This window comes from Mycoplasma sp. 1781, assembly GCF_053851675.1.
The window spans coordinates 1-20,880 of sequence record NZ_JBSQBC010000013.1 but is presented as its reverse complement, the minus strand read 5'-3'; the positions used below and the strand labels follow the sequence as shown (position 1 = coordinate 20,880).

Here is a 20,880-nt window from a genome sequence, read left to right as displayed (position 1 = left end):
CTTTCAATAAACAACTGCCTTCTTGATAGTAAAATCACTAGAAAAAGCTAAAAAGCGCCCTGTTTTAGACGATATTCGTTCATATATATATATATATATAATTTGAGATTATTAGTATGCTAAAAACTAATAAATAGAATCAATTAATAAAAATGTTTAGGGCGGTATTTAATAATGAGAAGAAGTAAGGGTACATTAGCATTGTGTTTAGGATTGTCAACAGGGCTGGTGGTCGCAGGTATTTCAGCATTTATCTATGCACGTTATAACAAGAATAAATCAATTGCACAAAAAACAGAAGATATATCTAAATATAACATAATTATTTCGCAAAAACAAAAGCAGTTAAAAGAAGCTAAAAAAGCATTGCTATATATCAAAAAAGAACAAAAAAATTCTAAAAATAAGTTTGCAGAGATAATGAAAAATATCGAGAATCTTGAAGCAAAAAATAGTGAGTCTAGGATTAAGTTAGAAGAAATCAAAAATGAACAAATAAAGCTAGAAGCGGAATTTGCGAGTTTAATAAAAGCATATGATGAAGCTAAAAAGGAATTAGAAATAGCAAAACAAGAACATAAAAAAATTCAATCAAATTTTGATTTTGCAAATAAGATTTTTATTGAAAAATCAGAAAAATTGTTATCAAAAACTAGTGAATTAGAAAAAGCTAAAAAAATATTGGCTGATGCTAAAACAGATATTGAATATGCCAAAAAATCAATTTCAAATATCGAAAGTGATATTAATAAAAAAAGTATGGAATTGAGCAACAAGCAACAAGCTAAAGATAAAATATCGCATGATCTTGAAGTAGCTAAACAAAAAGAAAAACAGGCATCAGAATTACTTAAACAAGCAGAACAAGATTTTGATCTAAAAAATAATGCCTTGCAAACATTAAAGAACGAGTTAGAAGGTTTAAAAAAACAACAAAATTCAGCAGAAGCTAGCTATAGCCAAGCTAAGAAAAAAATGGATTTTTTAAATGCGGAAGTTATAGAAAAAGAAAAACTCTTAGATCAAGCTAAAGAACAATTACAATTAAAAAGTGAAGATGTTAATTTAAAACAACAAGCTCTTGATATTGCAACCAGAGAATTAAATGAGGCAAGTGCCATAAAAGAAGAGGCTTCAAATAAATTAAAAAAGGTACAACAAGCATTACAACAAAGTAGTGATAATTTAGTGCAAAAATCTCGCGAGGTAGATCTAGCATTAAGAGCTGTTGATGAAGCCAAAAAAGAAAAAAATAATGCTCAAACTAAACTAAATAAAACCAAAGAAACACTAAAAGAAAAAGAAAATGATTTAAAAGCTAAAAATGAAGCTAAGCAACAAAAACATGAAGAAAAACAAGATGCTGAATTACAAAAGAAAAAATTATCTGATGCTTATGATGATTCTGTTTTAAAAGAAGCCGAATTGCAAAGAGAACTAGAATCAAAAAAAGATGAATTGAAATTATTATCAGAACAACATACTGAATTAAGTAACAAAACTAAAGAAGTTGAACAAGAAATTCAAAATATATCAAATGAAATAATATCATTAACACAAAAGCTTAAAGATGCAAAAAAAGTTTTAGAAACAAAGCAACAAAAACTAAAAGAATTAGAAAATGCTTTGCCCAATGCGAATAGGGAATTAGAACAGGCTAGAAATAAAGAAACACAAGCAATAAAAAACCAAAAAGAAGCTGATCAAAAATTGCAAAATGCGCAAAATGATTTGCAAACAAAGAATAGTGAAAAAGCGGTAGCTGAATCTGAATTACAAAAAGCTAAAGATAAAGAAAAAGAATCAAAAACTGAATTAGATAATAAGAAAAGCGAGTTAGCTTTGAAACAAGAAATTAAAAATAAGGCAAATGTTGAAAAGCAAGAAGCAGAAGGAAAACAATCTCAAATTGAACAGAAAATCTCAAGTCTTGAAGAAGATTTTGCCAAAAAGAGCGAGAAGGAACAAAATGCTGCAAGAGATTATCAGCAAGCCGAGGAAGCATTTCAACAAGCGCAACAAACATTATTAGAGGAACAAAGAAAAAGTGATGAACTTAGAGAAAAAACAGAAAAAGCAACAGAAGAAAAAGATAAAAATAATACTGAATTAAGACAATTAAGAAGTGAAAAAGAGAAAATAGATCAGCAACTTAAAAAAAATCAAGAGGACTCAAAAAGACAAAACCAGAAATTAAACGAAAAAAGGGATAAATTGTCTAATTTAGAAGGTGAAGTTTCATCACTTAATCAAGTAATAGATAAAAATAAAGAAGAAATTGTTGAAGAAAGTAAAAAATACTATACCCCTTATGGCGGTGATTATTATAGTTATGAAGAGCTAGAAAAAATCGTAAAACTCTTCCAAATTTATAATTTTGGCAATGATGATGATGATTCTTGACTGTATGATCTTGCTCAAGCTCAATATGATGAGATAAAAGAAAAATATCCAGATATTTTTGAGTTTGCCCAGCCTTATTTAGATACATGAAGACATTATAATACTTCTATGTCTGATGCTACTGCAGACAATTGGGTAGAAATATATAAAGAAACTTCAAATTTGTTTCCTGATATTCATAAAAAGCAAGATGAGGTGGCTAAAAAACAAAAAGAAATTGAAACAACTAAACAAGAACTTGCGCAAAATCAACAAGACATTGATAGAATAAATGATGAAAATAAACAATTAAATCAAAGGCTTGCCAACTCTAAATTTGACGAAAAAATAATTGCCAAACAAAGCGAATTTGATGATGCAAATAAAAAATATGATGAACTTAATAAACAATATGTGGCAACATTTAAAACAATCGATGCAGCTAAGAAAAACTTAAAGACTAAGGAAGAAGTTAAAAATAATTTAATGCCACAAAAAGAACAAGCTATCTCCGAAAAAGCAATGGCTGAGCAAAAACTTGCGGAAGCTAAAAAGCAATTAGAAACTGCCAAGCAAGAAGTTGCAAATAAAGATAAACTATTGCAAAAAGCAAATCAAGATTTTTCACATACTGAAGAAGTAAAAAATAGCGCTGAAATGAAGTATAATCAAGCACAATCTGATTTGTTAAAAAACAAAAAACTCTTAGAAACCAAGGTTAGCGAAGTAGAAACTGCTTCGCAAAATGAAACTAGATTGCAACAAGAAAAAAATAAAGCTGATCAAAAATTAGAACAAGCTCGAAAAGATTTTCAAACCAAGAATACTGAATTGCAAACCAAGCAAGAACAGCTAAAAATAGCGCAACAAGAATTCGAAGCAGCAAAACTCGCAGAGCAAGAAGCACAAAAATCTTTAGATAATGCTAATGAAAAAAAGAACAATAAACTTGCCGAAGAAAATGAATTGCAATCGCAAACACAAAGTAAATTAAAAGAAAAAACTAATAAAGAAGAAGAAATTAAAAATGCTGAATCTAATCTTAGCCAATTACAAAAACAAAAAGAAATAAATAATAGCAATTTAGAAGCCCAAACACAAAAAATAAATGAGTTAACTAGTGATCTAAATCGCTTAACAAATGAAGTAGAAAAAGTCAAACAAGAACTAGATGAAGCAAAAAATAGCAATGATCAAGCAATGGCTGAATATGAAGAAAAACTTGCAAATGAATCATTAAAAATAGAAGAATTAGACCAAAAGAAAAAGCTAAAACAAGAAGTTGAAAATCAAAATCAAAATGATCTCAGAAATAAAGAAGAAACTCAAAAAATATTAGAAGGTGCTAACAAGGAATTTATATCAAAACAAGAAATTAAGGATCAAAAAACAAAAGATTTAGAAGAGTCTAAAAAAATAGAAAAAAGCGTGCAACAAGCAGAAGCAAAGGCACAACAGGATTTAGATGTTTCATTAGAAAAGCAAGATAAGGCTTATGAATTGTTTGAATATGCTAAGATAGAATTAAATAATAAAAATAAAGAAGTGCAATGAAAACAAGAAGCTTATAATAATCAAGAAAAACTATTTATTGATGCTAAAGAAAAGAAAAATAATGCTAGCAAAAGCTTAAAAAACGCAAAGCAAAAGGTTGCAGAGGATAGTAATAATTTAAACACTAAGATTGTTGAAATTGAAGAAGTTGAAAAATTACTAAATGAATTAGAAACAAATAAGAAACAAGTATTGCAAAGACTTGAATTAGCAAATAAGAACGTAGTTGAAAAAACAAAATTATTTAGTTCTATTGAAAATGAAAAAAATCTAGCCCTACAACAAAAGCATGCTTCAGAATTTGCTAAATTAGGTCTCGAAAAGCAACTTAATAAATCTGAGAAAAATCTTGAATCTAATAAACAAAGTCTTTTAAATAAAAATGAAGAATTAAAGAAGAATAAGCATCAACTTCAAGAAAAAATAAGCCAAGCTAATGATATTAGTGAGGAAATTAGTAATATCAATAATATCATTCAAAAAGAGTTGAAAAATAAAGAAAATGTAGGCCAAACTCTAAGTACTACAAATAAAGAACTTGCCAAGAAAAAGAAAGAAATTTCAGATTTAATAGACGAGATAAATAAATTAAAGCAAATATTATCTAATCTTAGTGAATCTAAATAAAAATAAATATAATATGCCGTTACAAAAAAAGCTTTTACCCATATAAAGAGGTTTGAGCTTTTTGTTTTGTTTAAATAAAAAAACTCAAGTTAAAATACTCGAGTTTACTACTAGTCATGTTTGATTAAATAATCAACTAATGATATGGCTGCCCTTGTTAGATTCGAACTAACGGATGGCGGTACCAAAAACCGCTGCCTTTCCACTTGGCTAAAGGGCAAAATGGTGGAGGGGGAGGGATTCGAACCCCCGAACCGTGAGGAAGTGGGTTACAGCCACCCGCGTTTGGCCGCTTCGCTACCCCTCCAATTTACATTAGCAAGTTAAATTATATTATAAAAAAAATTATTTGTTAAAAAATAAAAAATAAATTCATTATCTTGTTACCCAGTTTGTGGTGTTTTATATAAAAAAAGTTTAAAAAAATTACAAAAAAAATGTTTTTGGTATAATAAATTAGCAACTATGCAAAGAAGCATAAGGTTACGATATACCGAGCTTAGTTGTTCATCTTGGTTATCGAGAACTTATGCGGAGTGCTTCATATAATGAAGAAGGAGAACAAACAATGGCAAAATTAGAAATTAAAATCAAAGCCTTTGAAGCTAGTTTAGTAGATGATGCTGCTAAAAAGGTTATACTTCTAGCGAAAGCTGAGAAGGCTATGGTAAGTGGTCCAATTCCTCTACCTACAAGAAAAGAAATTGTTACCATTTTAAGATCTGTTCATGTTAACAAAAAATCTCGTGAACAATTCGAAAGCAGAACTCATAAACGTCTAATTGTTTTGTCAAATGTTAGCGAAACACTAATTGATAAAGCAAAAAGACTTGAATTGCCTGCTGGTGTTCAAATTAGCGTTAAATCTGTAGCATAATACAGATATTATTTTTTTTAAAATATATACGTATATGTGGCACCGATTTTTTAAAAAAATGAAAGGATAAAAATGAAAGGAATCTTAGGAAGAAAAGTTGGAATGACTCAACTATTCACTAGCGAAGGTAAGTTAATACCTGTAACTATTGTTGAAGTTAAACCAAATGTTGTTACCAAAATTTTAACCGAAGAAAAAAACGGTTATATTGCAACACAACTTAGTTTAGAAGATAAGAAAAAATCTCAAATTAAGAAACCTGAAGTAAATTATTTCAAGCAAGCAAATACAACACCTAAGCGATTCGTAAAAGAAATCCGTAATATGGCCGGATTTAACTTAGGTGAAACATTAGATGCCTCAATTTTTGAAGGCGGAGATGTGGTTGATGTTACGGCTATTTCAAAAGGAAAAGGTTTTGCCGGAACCATTAAGAGATGAAACCAACATATTGGTCCTAAATCACATGGTGGTGGTGGTGGTTCGCAACCTATAAGACAAACCGGTTCTATTGGTGATATATCTGGTAATAGAGTTTGAAAAGGTATGACAATGCCTGGTCACCTTGGAGCTGAACAAGTTACAATTCAAAATTTAGAAATTGTAAAAACTGAAGCAGAAAATAACTTATTAATTATTAAAGGCAGTGTTCCTGGAGCAAAAGGCGCTTTGTTGGTTATTAAAAATGCTAAGAAATCAGTTCAAAAGAAAGCTGAAATTAAATTAGTTAATTTAAAAGAAACATTAGCAAAGAATGAAATTTTTGAACAAGCTAAGAAATATAATCTTGAATTAAATATGGATATGTCATTAAACGAAATGAAGAAAGCTCTTGAAGAAGCTACAGAAGGGGATAAATAATTATGTCTACAATTGTTGATAAATACTATATCTCAGAAAAGTTCGATAAAGACCGAAACATATCATTTAATTTCAAAAAAGCAAAAGAAAAAGTTTCAGGAAATTTTGCTGAATTTATTGATGCCGTTAATGAATTCATTAATGTTAGCGAAAAATCTAAGAATAGTACTAGAGTATGATTTCACCGTAATGGAGCATATAGTGGTAGTGTTGATGTAGAAAAGGCTAGAATTATTGCTAACAGAGTTATTGAAGCTAAAGTTGAAAGCAAGGATGCTATCGAGTTTATTGAAAAAGAAAATTTAGTTGATAAACCAGCATCACCAGCTAAAAAAATGGAAGAAAGTGATTTTGAATTGCCAAAGAGTGTGTTTGGATTAGAAAAGATACATACTCAATCAGTTTTTGACGCTATTTTGGTAGAAAGAGGCTCAAAACGTCTGGCTACTCATAAGGTTAAATCACGTGGTGAAGTTAGTGGAACAGGCAAAAAACCATGACCACAAAAACATACAGGTAATGCTCGTGCTGGGTCATTAAGAAGTCCAATCTTTGTTGGTGGCGGTAGAGCATTTGGACCAACAACCGAAAGAAATTACAATCTTAAAATTAATAAAAAAGCTAGAAAAAATGCTTTATTCTCAGCATTAACAATGCTAGCAAATGCAAATTCTGTTTTAGTTAGAGAATATGAACTAGAAAGTATTTCAACTAGAGCCTTATTAGTTGAATTAAATAAGGATAATCTAATTGGATTAAACAATATTCTAATAGTTTCTTCAAATGAAACCATTTATAAATCGGCTAAAAATTTACCAAATGTTAATGTAAACAAGGTTACATCATTGTCAATCGAATCATTAGTAGCTGCTGATGTTTTAGTGATTAGCAAGGAAGATGTTAAGTTCTTAGAAGGGATGGCAAAATAATGAATATTAATCATGTTATTAAATATCCAGTTTTAACTGAAAAATCAGAAATTGCTAGATCTAATCAAAATGTCTATACATTTGTGGTTGACAGAAGAACAAACAAAATTGAAGTTAAAAAAGCTGTTGAATTTATCTTTGATGTTAAAGTTGAAAAAGTTAATATCATTAATTATGATAAAAAACCAGCTAAATTAGGTAGATTTGCAGGGTTTAAAAATGCCGTTAAGAAGGCTGTTGTGTTTTTAGACAAAGATTCAAAGATTGTTTTATTTGCTGAAGAAGCTAAAGAAGCAAAGAAGGCAAAAGAAACTGAAATGAAGTCTGAAAATGTCGAAACAGTTAAACAAATATCAGAAGCCGAACTAAAAGCAGCAGAAAAAATTAAAAGAGCTGCAGAAGCAAAAACGCAAAAGTCTGAAGAAAAAGCAGAAGAAATTAAGCAAGAAACAGAATCAAAATAATTAATCTCGATAAAACAAAAACTATAAGATTAATTTTTAAAAATAATAATTTAGATTCTTAAAAGATAAATATTATACAAACAAATATTTTTAAGAAATGGAGAAAAGAAGACAATGGCTATTAAAAAATTTAAAGCTTATACAAATGGTCGTCGTAATATGTCTTCTCTTGACTATCAAGCAAATTTAACTGGACATAAACCAGAAAAATCATTGCTTGTGGCACTTCCAACACATTCCGGAAGAAATAATCAAGGTAAAATTACAACTCGTCACCACGGTGGTAGATTAAAAAGATTTTATCGTATTATTGACTTCAAAAGATATAACAAGGATGGAATTGAGGCTATTGTTAAAACAATCGAATATGATCCAAACAGATCAGCCAATATTTCTTTAATTGTTTATCGTGATGGAGAAAAGAGATATATTATCAGTCCAAAAAATATTAAGGTTGGACAAAAAGTTATTTCAGGAGAACATGTAGATATACAAATAGGAAATAACTTACCACTTGGAAATATTCCAGAAGGTACATTTGTTCACAATATCGAATTACAACCTAAACAAGGTGGAATTATTGCTCGTTCTGCTGGCAGTTCAGCGCAAATTTTAGGTAAGGATGAATCAGGAAAATACGTTATCTTAAGACTGAAATCTGGCGAAGTGAGAAAAGTTCTAGGTGTATGCCGCGCTACAATCGGTGAAGTTGGAAATGAAGAACACTCATTAGTTAATATCGGTAAAGCTGGTAGAAATAGATTGAGAGGAATTAGACCTACAGTTAGAGGTTCAGCCATGAACCCTAATGATCACCCACATGGTGGTGGTGAAGGTAAACAACCTATTGGTAGAAAATCACCAATGACTCCGTGAGGTAAAAAAGCTCTGGGCGTTAAAACTAGAGCAACTAAAAAATCATCTAACCAATTTATTATTAGAAGAAGAAAGGAAAGTAAATAATGTCTCGTTCATTAAAGAAAGCGCCCTTTGTTGATGATCACTTAATGAAAAAAGTGGTTGCTATTATTGAAAATAAAGCACCAAAGCGTCCAATCAAAACCTGATCAAGACGTTCAACAATTTATCCTGAATTTATTGGTTTAACATTTCAAGTTCACAATGGTCATGCATTTCTTGATGTCTTTGTAACAAATGATATGGTCGGCCACAAATTAGGTGAATTCGCACCAACAAGAACATTTAATGGTCACGGTGCTGATAAGGCTAAAGGAAAGAAATAATATGGCACAAATAGTTAAGGCATCAGTTAAAATGCAAAGAATTAGTGCGAGAAAAGCTAGATTAGTAGCAGATTTAATTCGCTATAAATCAGCTACACAAGCATTAATCATTTTGCAAACAACATACAAAAAGGCTTCAGAAATTATTCTTAAACTTTTAAATTCAGCGATTGCTAATGCAACAAATAATTTTGGTTTAGATGCTACTAAATTAGTAGTTTCAAAAATTTTAGTAAATGAAGGTCCTACATTAAAAAGATTTCAACCTCACTCACGTGGCAGAGCATACCCAATTTTAAAAAGAACTAGTCACTTTTATGTTGAATTAATGGAATTAAATACAGACGAACTAAATAAGGAGGCAAAATAATATGGGTCAAAAAGTTAATCCAAATGGTTTTCGTTTTGGTATAACAAAACCGCATAATACTGTTTGATATTCAGACAAGCAAGATTTTGCTAAGTTCTTATTAGAAGATCAAAAAATTTATGATTTCTTTGATAAAAAGGTTCGTGAATATTTAATTGGCAATGTTCAAATTAAGAGAAACCAAAACAGTAATATTATTGTTTATGTATATACAGCTAAACCAGCTGCCTTATTAGGAACAAATGGTGATAATATTAAAGCTATAACATTAGCTCTTAAAAAAGAACTAAGAAATAAAAAAATTAATATTACTATTGATGTAATAGAACTAAAAAATCCCGACTTAAATGCAAGACTATTAGCAGAAGGCATTGCTGTTAAATTAGAAAATCGGGGAAGCTTCAGATTAGCACAAAAATTTGCTATCAAAAGTGCTATGAAAGCAGGAGCTAAAGGTATTAAAACCTCTGTATCTGGCCGTTTAAATGGTGTTGATATGGCTAGAACGGAAGGATATACCGAAGGTGAAATGAAATTGCATACTTTAAGACAAGATGTAGATTATGCTGTTGCTAAGGCTAAAACAACATATGGTATCTTGGGTATTAAGGTTTGAGTTTCATTAGGTGAAATTTTAGAAAACGGAAAAGCACAAGTTAGTGCTTTGGAATCAAATAAAACTGAAAGAAGACCGAGAGTTATTAGAAAGGGCGGTGAAAAACATGCTTCAACCAAAGAGAACTAAACATAGAAAAATGTTTCGTATCCGCCATGATAAAACTAAAGCACATCGTAATAACACAGTTTCATTTGGTGAGTTTGGTTTAAAATCAACCTCATCAGCATGAATCAGTGCAAGACAAATTGAAGCAGCTCGTATTGCTATTACTCGTCGTATGGGTCGTGAAGGTAAGGTTATTATCAAGATATTTCCACATATGTCAAAAACATCTAAACCTATTGGGGTTCGTATGGGATCTGGTAAAGGTAGTCCTGATCAATGATTTGCAGTTGTTAAAGAAGGAACAGTGATGTTTGAAGTTATGGGAAACCAAACTGATACTATGAAAGACGCTTTAAGATTAGGCGGTCACAAGTTGCCTGTTACTTGAAAAATTGTTTCTAGAGATGCTACATGTCAATCGGAAGGAGAAAAATAATTATGTCATATACTGAATTAAAGAAAAAAACAGTTGAAGAACTAAAAACTTTATTAGCAGAATTAAGAGCAGAATTATTTTCTCTACACTTCAAAAATGCGACTCGTCAATTAGACCAAACCCACAAAATTAATTTAGTTAAAAAAGATATTGCTAGAACCTTGACTGCTATAAATGCCAAAAAGGAAGAAGGAGATAAATAATGGAACAAGTTAGAGAAAATCATCGTAAGAAGCTTGTTGGAACTGTAATTAGTACTAAGAATGAAAAAACTATTACTGTTATGGTTGAAACATATGCAAAACACCCATTATACTCAAAGCGTTTCAAAGTATCTAAGAAATTTGCTGTTCATGATGAAAAAAATGAAGCAAAAATTGGTGATGTTGTTGAAATACAAGAAACAAGACCACTTTCAAAAACTAAACACTTTAGATTAGTTGAGATTAAATCACACGCTATCGGAGGAAACGAAAATGCTTAGTGAATTTTCGAGATGTAATGTAGCTGATAATTCTGGCGCCAAAGAAGTAATGATTATTAAGAACCTTGGTGGTTCGGTTGTAAGAAGCACAAATATTGGTGACATTGTTGTTGTTACTGTTAAAAAGGCAATCCCTAATGGTGTGGTTAAAGAAGGTCAAGTTTTAAAAGCAGTTATTGTTAGAACAAAAAGAGGCATTGCAAGAGAAAATGGTTCATACATTAGATTTGATGATAATGCTGTTGTTTTAATTAAAGAAGATGGTACTATGAGAGGTACTCGGGTATTTGGTCCTGTAGCGAGAGAACTTCGTGAAAAAGGATATTTAAAAATAATTTCATTAGCTCCGGAGGTTTTATAATGTCTCAAGCTAAAATTAGAAAAAATGATATTGTTTTAGTTATTTCAGGAAAAGAAAAAGGTAGATTTGCATCAGTTTTATCAACAAATGTCAAGAAACAAACCGTTGTTCTAAAAGAAATTAACATGAAAACCAAACACCATAAACCTTCACAAGAAAATACTGAAGGAAAAATTGAAAAGAAAGAATTTCCTATTCACATTTCTAATGTAGCATACCTAGCAAAAAAAGGTGCGCAAGGCCAAAAGTCAATTGGAACAAAAATAGGATTTAAAGTTGATGCTAAGACCGGTAAAAAACAAAGAGTTATGAAAAAAGTTAATAAGGTTATATAAGTAAATAAGGAGAAATAGAAAATGGCTAAATTAGAATTAGAAAAAAAATATTTAGAGCAAGTTCGCCCTGAATTAGTTAAAGAATTTGGTTACTCATCAATTATGCAAGCTCCGCGTTTACAAAAAATTGTTATTAATATGACAGCCGGAAATGAAGTATCAAACTCAAAAGCTATTGAAGAGGTTATGGTTGAATTAAGCCAAATAACTGGACAAAAACCATATCAAACAGTGGCAAAAAAATCATTGGCATCTTGAAAATTGCGTGAAGGTATGCCAATGGGTGGAAAAGTAACATTAAGACGTGAAAGAATGTGATCATTTTTAACTAAATTAATTAATATTGCTTTACCTCGTGTACGTGACTTTAATGGTACAAGCTTAAAAAGTTTTGATGGTCGTGGTAACTACGCGATTGGTATTAAAGAAGAAATTATTTTCCCAGAAATTTCATTTGATAAAATTCGTAAGTTAAAAGGTATGGATATTATTCTTGTAACCAGTGCAAATTCAGATAAAGAAGCATTTGCATTATTAAAGAAACTTGGAATTCCATTTGCAAAAGGTACTAATTAAGGAGAATTTGTATGGCAAGAAAAGCGTTAATGATTAAAGCTGAACGTGAACCAAAATTTTCAGTTAGAAAATACACACGTTGTCAAATTTGTGGTCGTGTTCATGCAGTGTTACGTAAATATAAAATTTGTAGAATTTGTTTTAGAGAATTAGCACACGAAGGAAAGATTCCTGGCGTAAAGAAAGCGAGTTGATAATTATGGCTATTATTACAGACCCAATAGCAGATATGTTTGTTAGAATTAAAAATTCTATTTCAAGAAAGTATCATGAAGTTCTAGTTCCTCACTCAACTAAAAAAGAAAAAATCTTAGAAATTTTTACAAGAGAAGGTTATATTACTTCATATGAAATCATTACCTCACCAAAAGGTTTTAAAGAAATTAAAATTACTTTAAAATACAAAGGAATGAATCAAAATCTATCTGCAATTACAGATATTAAAAGAGTTTCTAAACCAGGTTTAAAAGTATATTCATCAGCTGACAAATTACCTCGTGTTTTAAGCGGATATGGTACAGCAATTATCTCAACATCAAAAGGTCTATTAACTGATAAAGAAGCAAGAAAAGCTAACTTAGGTGGCGAAGTTATTGCCTTTATTTGATAGAACTTACTTAGATTTAAGGATTTAAACTATGTCAAGAATTGGAAAAAGAGTTTTATCTATTCCTCAAGGTGTTGAAATAAATTTATCAAAAAACCATATTGTTATTAAAGGTAATTTAGGTCAATTAGAATATACATTTTCACCATTAATTTCTGTTATTATTGAAAATAATGAAATTAAAACTTTAAGAGCTAATGAAGAAAAAACTACAAAGCAATTGCATGGTACAACAAACGCTATTATTAGTAATATGTTAATCGGAGTTTCAAAAGGTTATAAAAAAGAAATCGAAATTAAGGGTGTTGGTTACAAAGCAACACTTAAGGGAAATGAAATCGAAATAATTGCCGGATATTCGCACAGTGTAGTTAAGGCAATTCCATCAAATCTAAAAATTGAGGTACCAAAACCAACTAATATTATAATTTCTGGTATTGATAAACAAGCTGTTGGAGAATTTGCTGCAAATATAAGAGATATTAGACGTCCAAGCCCATATTCAGGTAAGGGAATTATGTACAAAGATGAAGTTATTAGACGTAAGGAAGGAAAAACTGCTGCTAAGTAGTTAAAAAATAGGTAAAAAATTATGTTATCAAGAAATGAAAGACGTAAAGTTAAACATTTAAAAATTACTAATAAATTAGCAAAAGGTACTTCACAAAGACCACGTGTTGTTGTATTTAAATCATTACATAACTTTTATGCACAAGCAGTCAATGATGAAACACATACAACATTAGCTTCATTTTCAACTAGACAATTATCTGAAAAAGGGAATAATATTGAGGCAGTAAAAATGGTAGCAAAGCAATTTGCTCTAAAACTAAAAGAAGTAAATGTTTCTGAAATCGTTTTTGACCGTTCAGGCTATATTTATCATGGTAAATTAGCAGCATTTGCAGACACATTAAGAGAAGAAGGGATTAAGTTCTAATGGCTGAAGAATTAAAGAAAGAAAATACTGAAGTAGCTAAGGAAACTAAGGTAGTTTCACCTATTAAAAAACCAGAAATAAAAGAAAATAATAAAGCAACTACTGAACGAAAAGCTTTTGCTCCCAAGAAACAATTTAGTGCAACTCCTGCAACTAAGATTTTTGAAGAAAAAGTTATTGATATCGCCAGAGTTACAACCGTTGTTAAAGGTGGAAGAAGATTTTCATTTTCAGCATATGTTGTTGTCGGCGATAAAAAAGGTAAAGTTGGATTTGGACACGGAAAAGCAAATGAAGTTCAAGATGCTATTAAAAAAGCAGTTAAAGATGCACAAAAAAATGTATTCAACGTTCCTATAGTTAACGGAACCATTCCACACGAAATAAAAGAAAAATTCCTAGCTTCAAAAGTACAACTACGTCCTGCTCCTAAAGGTGCTGGTATTATTGCTTCTAATACAGTGCGTGCTGTTGTGGAATTAGCTGGTTATACCGATATTTCTACAAAAACATATGGTTCAAGAACAAAACACAATATTGTTCATGCCACAGTTAATGCACTTAAGAAGATTAAAACAGTTGAAGAAATTGCTAAACTACGTGACATTGATGTAAAGCATTTATTAGCTAAATAATATAATATTAAGGAGTGTTATTTATGAAATTACATACATTAAAAGCAACACCTGGCGCTCGTAAAGAAAAACATCGTGTCGGACGTGGTCATGCTGCCGGTAAAGGGAAACAAGCTGGTAGAGGGCAAAGTGGACAAACAAAAAGAAGTACAGTTAGACTAGGTTTTGAAGGTGGACAATTACCACTATTCAGAAGAATTCCTAAACGTGGTTTTAATAATGTAAATCACGTTGAATTCCAAATTGTTAATATTTCTTCGCTAGAAGAAAAATATGCAAATAATGAAGTTGTTTCTTATGAAACATTGATAGCAAAAAACCTTATCAAGGGAGTATTGCCGGTTAAAATTTTAGGAAGAGGAACACTAACTAAAAAGTTGACTGTTTCAATTCCATCTCTTTCACAATCAGCTAAAGAAGCTATTGAAAAAGCTGGAGGAAAAATCGAGGTTCAATAATGGCTAAAAGATCTAAAGTAGAAAAGGAAATATATAACAAAAGACTCGAGCGCAAATTAGCGATTGATAAATTTTTTGCTAAAAAAAGAAACTCGTGATCAGAATGATGAAAAAATCATGGTCTTTTTAAGAAGATCTTATTTACTCTTTTTGTTATTTCACTTTTCTTAATAGCTGGTACTATTACTTTACCAGGTGTTGAATTAGCACATCAAGACAGATTGAATCAAGGTGATTTCTTTGGTATCTTAAACTTGGTAGGTGGCGGAGGATTACGTAGATTCTCCATAGTCGCCTTGGGGATTGGACCTTTTATTTCTTCATCGCTAGTAATGATGATTTTGCAAACAAAAGCATTCCCGGCGGTTCATCGTTTAAGTCAATCAGGTCCATTGGGTAGAATAAAAATTAATTTTATAACTTATACTGTTACATTGTTCTTTGCAATATTTCAAGCAATATTGATTACAAGAGCATTAGTAAATCCACAGACTGATAATTTTGGTATAAGATTTTCTGATAGTTTAGTTAAGTCTCTTGGCGAAAAAGGAACCTTTGCTTATCAATGAGTGATTCTTCCTTTATTGTTAGTAGCTGGATCATTCTTTTCTTTATTTTTATCAGAACAAATAACAAATAAAGGTGTTGGGAATGGAACGAGCTTAATTATCTTTGTCGGAATTGCTAGCTCACTAGTTCCAACCTTCAGACATGCTTTTGAATACTATATGCCATCAGTAAAAAATAATAATTCGGTTGTTTTAAAGGAAACACTAAACTTTATTGTTTATTTACTGGCGTATTTATTAGTAATTTTTGTTGTAATATTATTTACTCTTGCTGAAAGAAAAATTCCAATTCAACAAGTTGGGGCAGGATTATCTAAAACGGAAAAAGAATTAAGTTATCTACCTATCAAAGCAAACCCAGCAGGAATTATGTCAGTAATTTTTTCAATGATGGTTCTTTCTGTTCCTACATTGATTGCAGGGTTATTTGATCCTAATACAAGTAGATATTATCAATGAGTTTATTCAAATCTTCAACTAACACAACCATTAGGATTCTTCTTATTTGTTATCATAACATTTGGATTAACTATTTTAATGGGAATACAACAATCTAAAATTGATAAGATTAGTGAGGATTTTGCAAAAAGCAGTACGTTTATTCCTGGAATTAGACCGGGTGAACAAACTGAAAATTATTTATTAAATACTGTGTTAAGATTATCATTCTTTTCTGCTGGGTATTTAATAATATTGGGGGCATTGCAATTTATTCAACAAATGTTTGGAATGCCTGCACCAATAGCGTTTGGTGGAACATCAATAATGATTCTAGTTTCAACAGCAACAGAAACCGTTCAACAAATTCAAGCAAGATATAAATCACAGGAACTTGCGCGAAGAAGACGAATGATTAAAGAATTAAAAGAAGTATATGGAGAAGACGAAGATTTAATATGATAGAAAGATGTCAAATTAAGAAGCCTAATTTGATTTTTATAGGTGCACCAGGTGCTGGCAAGGGTTCTCTTTCTAAGCTATTAGTTGAAAATTTTGGATATTTTCAACTTTCAACTGGTGATATGTTTCGTCAAGAAATTAAAAATAAAACAGAATTAGGGCTAAAAATTAAAAACATATTAGAATCAGGAAAATATGTTGATGATAATATAACTAATCAGCTAGTTGAAAATAAACTAACTAGCTTAGTTAATGAGAAAATACCTTTTATTCTTGATGGTTTTCCAAGAACGATTGATCAAGCTGAGTTTTTAGATACACTTGAAAAAAAAGGGATTTATATTGACCAAGTTATTTTATTAAATATTACCGATGAACAAATTATTGAACGTTTATCGAAGCGTAGAATTTGTCCTTCATGTAAAACAATTTATCACCTAGAATCATTCCCACCAGCTAATGACAAATTCTGTAAACATTGTAAAACAGAAGTTGTCAAAAGAGCTGATGATGAAGAAGAAGTAGTATTAAAACGTCTTGCGATATATAACGATCAAACAAAATGTTTAATAGATTTTTATAAAAAAAAGAATATAGTTTCAGAAGTAAATAGCTATCAATCATTAAAAAAAGTGTTTGATGACGTTAAAGAGGCCTTGAAATGATAAAAATTAAGAATCAAATCGAAATTCAAAAAATTAAAAAGGCCTGCGCAATCTTGGCAGAAGTCAAAAAAATTCTTTGAGACTTTATAAGACCAGGCGTTTCTTTAAAAGAAATTGATAGCGTCGCTTTTAAAGAAATTAAGAAAAGAGGAGGAAAACCAGCTTTTTTAGATATGTATGGTTTTCCTGCAACTTGTTGTATTTCAGTTAATGAAGAATTAATTCATGGTATCCCTTCTGATTATGTTGTTAAGGATGGGGATATTGTAAAAATTGATACCGGGGTAGTATGGGAAGGATATTATTCTGATTCTGCCTTTACAAAAGGTGTTGGCAATATTACACAAAAAGATAAGGAATTAATTCAAGTTGCAAAAGACGCTTTTTATGCAGGATTTAATGCAATTAAAGTAGGTAAACGCTTTGGTGATATATCTGCTGCAATCGGAAATTATATTCGTCAAAAAGGCTATTATACACCTGATGAATTTTGCGGCCATGGTATAGGTAAAAGTTTGCATGAAGATCCGCTTATAAATAATGACGGTATTCCAAATACAGGTGATTTTATTAAAAACGGTATGGTTATCTGTATTGAACCAATGATTTTACAAAAGTCAAAAAAAACATTAATTAAAGAAGATAATTGAACTGTTATTGATCCATTAGGTTTTAATACTTCGCACTACGAGCAAACAGTATTAATTGATAATGGTGAAGCATATATATTATCAGGAGACAACATTTAATGGGAAAAAACAAGAAAGATAAAAAAGAAGAAGTTATTAAAATGACTGGTAAAGTTACCAAGATGCATTCAACAAAAAATTATGATGTTTTGTTAGAAAATAATCTTGAAATTAAGGCTTATATTTCAGGAAAAATGTCTCTACATAACATTAAACTTATTCCCGGTGATATGGTTGATGTTGAAATCAGTCCTTTTGATTGAACGTTAGGCAGAATAGTTTTTCGCCATAAATAAAACTAAGGAGAATTATGAAAGTTAGAGCATCGATTAAAAGCATTTGCAAAGACTGTAAAATAATTAAAAGACACGGCGTTAATAGAGTAATTTGCATTAACCCAAAACACAAACAAAGACAAGGATAAAAAAATGGCTAGAGTTTTAAATATAGAAATTCCAAATAATAAAAAAGTTCGTATTTCTCTAACATATATTTTTGGTATAGGTCCAACAATTGCTAAGCAAATCTTAGCTGCCGCAAATGTTGATGGAGAAAAAAGAGTTAAAGAATTAAGTGAAGAAGAATTAACACGCATTAGAGATGAAGCTAAACAATATACTACTGAAGGTGATTTAAAGAGAGAAATTAATCTAAATATTAAAAGATTAATGGAAATTAAATCATATCGTGGTATTAGACATAGAAAAGGATTGCCAGTAAGAGGCCAATCAACTAAGAAAAATGCAAGAACAAGAAAAGGCCCAAGAAAAACGATTGCTGGAAAGAAAGGTAAATAATAATGGCTAAGAAAAACAAAAAAGTTGTTACGCAAGGTATTGCGCATATTCACTCAACATACCAAAATACAATTGTTTCTTTTTCAGATTTAAAGGGAAATGTTTTTGCATGATCTTCTTCGGGGGCAATTGGATATAAAGGTACGAAGAAGAAAACTCCATATGCTGCTGGCCTAGCCGCAGCTGCTGCTGTTGAAAAAGCCAAAGAATTTGGTTTAAAGGAAGTGTCGATTATGGTTAAGGGTGTTGGTCCTGGAAAATCAACAGCTCGCAAGCAAATTGAAACAAGTGGTTTTACAATTAAGGATGTTAAGGATGTTACTCCTACTCCTCACAATGGTACTCGTCCTCCAAAGAAAATTCTTAAAAGAGAAAAATAATTTAGATTTACAAGGATAACATAGGGGGATATTATGGAAAAAATTCAAAAAATTACTTATAAAGAATTAGTCGCTGAAAAAGTAAATGATTTTAATACAACATTTGTAATCGAACCATTATCGCGTGGTTATGCAAATACAATGGGGACTACTTTAAGAAGAACCTTACTTTCTTCTATTACATCAGTTGCTCCATTTGCGATTAAAATCAATAATGTCGAACATGAATTTCAAACAATTAGTGGTTTACAAGAAGATGCGATAACATTAGTTAGAAATATAAGAAGCATCCGTTTTGTTTACAATGAAGAAATGTTTGAAAAAGATAACTTAGCAAAAATATCATTTAAGGCCAATAAGGAAGGCGAAATCTATGCTTATGATATTCCTGAGGTTAGTGGCCTAGAAATAGTAAATAAAGATCAATATATTGCTAATATAGCCAAAGGTGGCTCATTAGAATTTGAATTATTTTTAAGAAAAGGTCGCGGTTTTGTTGATTTTGAAGAAAATAAGAATGTAATTAGTCAATATGGTTCAAGATTAGAATCAAATATTAAAAATGGTCAATTTTTAGCAATGGATAGTGATTTTAGTCCTGTTAAAAAATGTGCAATCTCTTTTGAGGAATTAAATAGTTCATCTAAATTAGTTGAAGAAAGATTAAAAATTAAACTAGAAACCGATTGCACGATTACAGCAAAAGATGCGATGGAACAGGCTGCTAAGATTATTGTTGCTCATTTTCAAATCATTGGTAATATTGATGCTTTGGAATCGATAGAATTATTCGATGAAAATAAAGATAAAAAAGATAAGGAAATTAAGTCATCTGTATCGATCAGTAAACTTGGCTTATCAGTAAGATCAGAAAATGCTTTAAAAAGAGCAAAATTCACCACTATTGAAGAAGTATTAAATTTAACTGATGAAGAATTGGCAAATATTAAAAACCTAGGTAAAAAATCAATTCAAGATATTATTGATAAAAGAAATGATTGAAAAAATAGAATTGGCAATGATGCTGATTTCGAAAGCGACACCACGATAGATTCACTAGAACAACTTAAAAAATCAGATGAGGGAGAAGAATAATGGCTAACCCAAAACAACTATTTCGTAGAAATACTGAATGATGAAACCATGTAGAAAGATCGTTAGTTACCGATTTATTGGTAAACGGTCAAGTTAAAACCACTCTTGAAAGAGCTAAAAGAATTAGATCAAATGCAGAAAAGATGATTACACTCGGAAAGAAAAATACCCTTTCAACCAGAAGACAAGCAGCTAAATTTTTAAGACTTATTCCTTCAAAAGTTGAAAACAAAGATTCGTTACAATATTTATTTGATGTTCTAGCATCAAAATACGCCCAAAGAAATGGCGGATATACAAGAATAATTAAAATTAATAACCGTGCTGGCGATAATGCTAAAATGGCAATTATTAAATTAGTATAAAAATAGGAGATAAATTATGGCTATAGTTCCAAAAAGAAAAACCTCAAAGCAAAGAAAAAATTTAAGAAGAAGTCATCATGCATTAAGTCCTATTACGTTAGTAGAATGCAAGCATTGCAAACAATCAATTATTCCTCACCAAGCATGTAGATATTGTGGATTTTATAAGGAAGAAAAAGTTCTTAAAAATGTTATTAATGATAAAATTAAATAATTTTAGAAACACCAAGTTGTTGACTTGGTGTTTTATATTTAATAAGTTATACTTGACTTTTTTAGTAAAAGATATTATCTATATTAGATTATATTTTTTTATTAATAATTTCAAAAATAAAAAAATTTTATATATAATATATAAGCTTTCTATTTTTGCTTGATTAGTTTTTAATTAAACTAATTTAGTAATATCTAAGATTTTTTAAAAAAAATAAAAAAATATTATTAAAAAAAATAAAAAGCGTATAATAGTAATTGTAGCTTTTTTGCTAACAAATATTAAGATAGTTCTTTGAAAACTGGATACGAATACCATAACGTCAATTTTAATTTTTTAAAA

The 20,880-nt window shown here is 30.2% G+C and carries 31 protein-coding genes and 2 tRNA genes; 31 read left to right on the top strand and 2 right to left on the bottom strand.

Translation table 4 applies throughout. From position 1 onward, the window contains the following. Positions 1-174 precede the first annotated feature (174 nt). Entirely contained in the window at positions 175-4,563 is a 4,389-nt protein-coding gene (locus ACWXVP_RS02725) for a hypothetical protein (RefSeq protein WP_456012943.1), read from the top strand. A gap of 145 nt (positions 4,564-4,708) precedes the next feature. On the opposite strand, the gene ACWXVP_RS02720 is transcribed toward ACWXVP_RS02725, so the two are convergent. Then, a tRNA-Gln gene (locus tag ACWXVP_RS02720) sits at positions 4,709-4,783 on the bottom strand. Between the two features lie 3 nt (positions 4,784-4,786). After that, positions 4,787-4,870: transfer RNA gene (locus tag ACWXVP_RS02715), tRNA-Tyr, on the bottom strand. A gap of 261 nt (positions 4,871-5,131) precedes the next feature. Between ACWXVP_RS02715 and rpsJ the strand changes: the two genes are divergently transcribed. The 30 genes from rpsJ to rpmF all read left to right on the top strand — a co-directional run bounded on the left by rpsJ (position 5,132) and on the right by rpmF (position 20,538). Continuing rightward, on the top strand, positions 5,132-5,440 hold the full coding sequence (gene rpsJ, locus ACWXVP_RS02710; RefSeq protein WP_438340907.1) for a 30S ribosomal protein S10: 309 nt from the start codon (positions 5,132-5,134) through the stop codon (positions 5,438-5,440). A gap of 72 nt (positions 5,441-5,512) precedes the next feature. Beyond that, positions 5,513-6,301, top strand: coding sequence for a 50S ribosomal protein L3 (gene rplC / locus ACWXVP_RS02705; protein WP_455966486.1), 789 nt, complete (start codon positions 5,513-5,515; stop codon positions 6,299-6,301). Positions 6,302-6,303: 2 nt separating this feature from the next. Then, complete coding sequence (gene rplD, locus ACWXVP_RS02700; RefSeq protein WP_438340905.1) at positions 6,304-7,230, top strand: 50S ribosomal protein L4; 927 nt, start codon at positions 6,304-6,306, stop codon at positions 7,228-7,230. After that, positions 7,230-7,694 carry a 50S ribosomal protein L23 gene (gene rplW / locus ACWXVP_RS02695; protein WP_438340904.1) on the top strand — a complete coding sequence of 155 codons (465 nt, stop codon included), beginning with the start codon at positions 7,230-7,232 and terminating at the stop codon, positions 7,692-7,694. The genes rplD and rplW overlap by 1 nt, the downstream gene beginning before the upstream one ends. Positions 7,695-7,808: 114 nt before the next feature. Next, a complete protein-coding gene (rplB, locus tag ACWXVP_RS02690; protein WP_438340903.1) occupies positions 7,809-8,657 on the top strand; it encodes a 50S ribosomal protein L2 in 849 nt (282 codons plus the stop codon). Next, entirely contained in the window at positions 8,657-8,938 is a 282-nt protein-coding gene (gene rpsS / locus ACWXVP_RS02685) for a 30S ribosomal protein S19 (RefSeq protein ID WP_438340902.1), read from the top strand. The genes rplB and rpsS overlap by 1 nt, the downstream gene beginning before the upstream one ends. A 1-nt stretch (position 8,939) precedes the next feature. Next, positions 8,940-9,308 (top strand): 50S ribosomal protein L22, encoded by a 369-nt coding sequence (rplV, locus tag ACWXVP_RS02680; RefSeq protein ID WP_438340901.1) that lies wholly within the window; start codon positions 8,940-8,942, stop codon positions 9,306-9,308. Position 9,309: 1 nt separating this feature from the next. Next, positions 9,310-10,053, top strand: coding sequence for a 30S ribosomal protein S3 (rpsC, locus tag ACWXVP_RS02675; protein WP_438340900.1), 744 nt, complete (start codon positions 9,310-9,312; stop codon positions 10,051-10,053). After that, complete coding sequence (gene rplP / locus ACWXVP_RS02670) at positions 10,031-10,468, top strand: 50S ribosomal protein L16 (RefSeq protein ID WP_444705167.1); 438 nt, start codon at positions 10,031-10,033, stop codon at positions 10,466-10,468. The genes rpsC and rplP overlap by 23 nt, the downstream gene beginning before the upstream one ends. Next, on the top strand, positions 10,444-10,671 hold the full coding sequence (rpmC, locus tag ACWXVP_RS02665; protein ID WP_444705166.1) for a 50S ribosomal protein L29: 228 nt from the start codon (positions 10,444-10,446) through the stop codon (positions 10,669-10,671). The genes rplP and rpmC overlap by 25 nt, the downstream gene beginning before the upstream one ends. Further along, positions 10,671-10,952 (top strand): 30S ribosomal protein S17, encoded by a 282-nt coding sequence (gene rpsQ / locus ACWXVP_RS02660; RefSeq protein WP_438340897.1) that lies wholly within the window; start codon positions 10,671-10,673, stop codon positions 10,950-10,952. The genes rpmC and rpsQ overlap by 1 nt, the downstream gene beginning before the upstream one ends. Beyond that, on the top strand, positions 10,945-11,313 hold the full coding sequence (gene rplN, locus ACWXVP_RS02655; protein WP_438340896.1) for a 50S ribosomal protein L14: 369 nt from the start codon (positions 10,945-10,947) through the stop codon (positions 11,311-11,313). The genes rpsQ and rplN overlap by 8 nt, the downstream gene beginning before the upstream one ends. Further along, entirely contained in the window at positions 11,313-11,648 is a 336-nt protein-coding gene (gene rplX, locus ACWXVP_RS02650) for a 50S ribosomal protein L24 (RefSeq protein WP_456002447.1), read from the top strand. Before rplN ends, rplX begins: the two co-directional genes overlap by 1 nt. A 21-nt stretch (positions 11,649-11,669) precedes the next feature. Next, complete coding sequence (rplE, locus tag ACWXVP_RS02645) at positions 11,670-12,224, top strand: 50S ribosomal protein L5 (RefSeq protein ID WP_438340894.1); 555 nt, start codon at positions 11,670-11,672, stop codon at positions 12,222-12,224. A gap of 11 nt (positions 12,225-12,235) precedes the next feature. Beyond that, the gene (locus ACWXVP_RS02640; protein WP_004417000.1) at positions 12,236-12,421 is read left to right on the top strand and encodes a type Z 30S ribosomal protein S14; all 186 of its coding nucleotides are present in this window, start codon (positions 12,236-12,238) and stop codon (positions 12,419-12,421) included. A gap of 2 nt (positions 12,422-12,423) precedes the next feature. Then, the gene (rpsH, locus tag ACWXVP_RS02635; protein WP_438340893.1) at positions 12,424-12,834 is read left to right on the top strand and encodes a 30S ribosomal protein S8; all 411 of its coding nucleotides are present in this window, start codon (positions 12,424-12,426) and stop codon (positions 12,832-12,834) included. Positions 12,835-12,862: 28 nt separating this feature from the next. Further along, complete coding sequence (gene rplF, locus ACWXVP_RS02630; RefSeq protein ID WP_438340892.1) at positions 12,863-13,402, top strand: 50S ribosomal protein L6; 540 nt, start codon at positions 12,863-12,865, stop codon at positions 13,400-13,402. Positions 13,403-13,423: 21 nt separating this feature from the next. Then, positions 13,424-13,771, top strand: a complete 348-nt coding sequence (gene rplR / locus ACWXVP_RS02625; RefSeq protein WP_438340891.1) for a 50S ribosomal protein L18 — start codon at positions 13,424-13,426, stop codon at positions 13,769-13,771. Next, positions 13,771-14,406, top strand: coding sequence for a 30S ribosomal protein S5 (rpsE, locus tag ACWXVP_RS02620; RefSeq protein ID WP_456012941.1), 636 nt, complete (start codon positions 13,771-13,773; stop codon positions 14,404-14,406). Before rplR ends, rpsE begins: the two co-directional genes overlap by 1 nt. A 23-nt stretch (positions 14,407-14,429) precedes the next feature. Beyond that, positions 14,430-14,864 carry a 50S ribosomal protein L15 gene (gene rplO / locus ACWXVP_RS02615; RefSeq protein WP_438340889.1) on the top strand — a complete coding sequence of 145 codons (435 nt, stop codon included), beginning with the start codon at positions 14,430-14,432 and terminating at the stop codon, positions 14,862-14,864. Next, positions 14,864-16,336, top strand: a complete 1,473-nt coding sequence (gene secY / locus ACWXVP_RS02610) for a preprotein translocase subunit SecY (protein ID WP_438340888.1) — start codon at positions 14,864-14,866, stop codon at positions 16,334-16,336. Before rplO ends, secY begins: the two co-directional genes overlap by 1 nt. Further along, complete coding sequence (locus tag ACWXVP_RS02605) at positions 16,330-17,001, top strand: adenylate kinase (protein ID WP_438340887.1); 672 nt, start codon at positions 16,330-16,332, stop codon at positions 16,999-17,001. The genes secY and ACWXVP_RS02605 overlap by 7 nt, the downstream gene beginning before the upstream one ends. Further along, positions 16,995-17,747 carry a type I methionyl aminopeptidase gene (map, locus tag ACWXVP_RS02600; protein ID WP_438340886.1) on the top strand — a complete coding sequence of 251 codons (753 nt, stop codon included), beginning with the start codon at positions 16,995-16,997 and terminating at the stop codon, positions 17,745-17,747. Before ACWXVP_RS02605 ends, map begins: the two co-directional genes overlap by 7 nt. Beyond that, positions 17,747-17,983, top strand: coding sequence for a translation initiation factor IF-1 (gene infA / locus ACWXVP_RS02595; RefSeq protein WP_438340885.1), 237 nt, complete (start codon positions 17,747-17,749; stop codon positions 17,981-17,983). The genes map and infA overlap by 1 nt, the downstream gene beginning before the upstream one ends. A gap of 14 nt (positions 17,984-17,997) precedes the next feature. Next, complete coding sequence (rpmJ, locus tag ACWXVP_RS02590; RefSeq protein ID WP_438340884.1) at positions 17,998-18,111, top strand: 50S ribosomal protein L36; 114 nt, start codon at positions 17,998-18,000, stop codon at positions 18,109-18,111. Positions 18,112-18,115: 4 nt separating this feature from the next. Beyond that, positions 18,116-18,484, top strand: a complete 369-nt coding sequence (gene rpsM / locus ACWXVP_RS02585; protein ID WP_438340883.1) for a 30S ribosomal protein S13 — start codon at positions 18,116-18,118, stop codon at positions 18,482-18,484. Positions 18,485-18,486: 2 nt separating this feature from the next. Beyond that, positions 18,487-18,864 carry a 30S ribosomal protein S11 gene (gene rpsK / locus ACWXVP_RS02580; RefSeq protein ID WP_438340882.1) on the top strand — a complete coding sequence of 126 codons (378 nt, stop codon included), beginning with the start codon at positions 18,487-18,489 and terminating at the stop codon, positions 18,862-18,864. Positions 18,865-18,897: 33 nt separating this feature from the next. Further along, entirely contained in the window at positions 18,898-19,959 is a 1,062-nt protein-coding gene (locus ACWXVP_RS02575; protein WP_456012939.1) for a DNA-directed RNA polymerase subunit alpha, read from the top strand. After that, positions 19,959-20,324, top strand: a complete 366-nt coding sequence (gene rplQ, locus ACWXVP_RS02570; protein WP_438340880.1) for a 50S ribosomal protein L17 — start codon at positions 19,959-19,961, stop codon at positions 20,322-20,324. Before ACWXVP_RS02575 ends, rplQ begins: the two co-directional genes overlap by 1 nt. 16 nt (positions 20,325-20,340) lie before the next feature. Further along, a complete protein-coding gene (gene rpmF, locus ACWXVP_RS02565; protein WP_438340879.1) occupies positions 20,341-20,538 on the top strand; it encodes a 50S ribosomal protein L32 in 198 nt (65 codons plus the stop codon). The last annotated feature ends 342 nt before the right edge of the window (positions 20,539-20,880 follow it).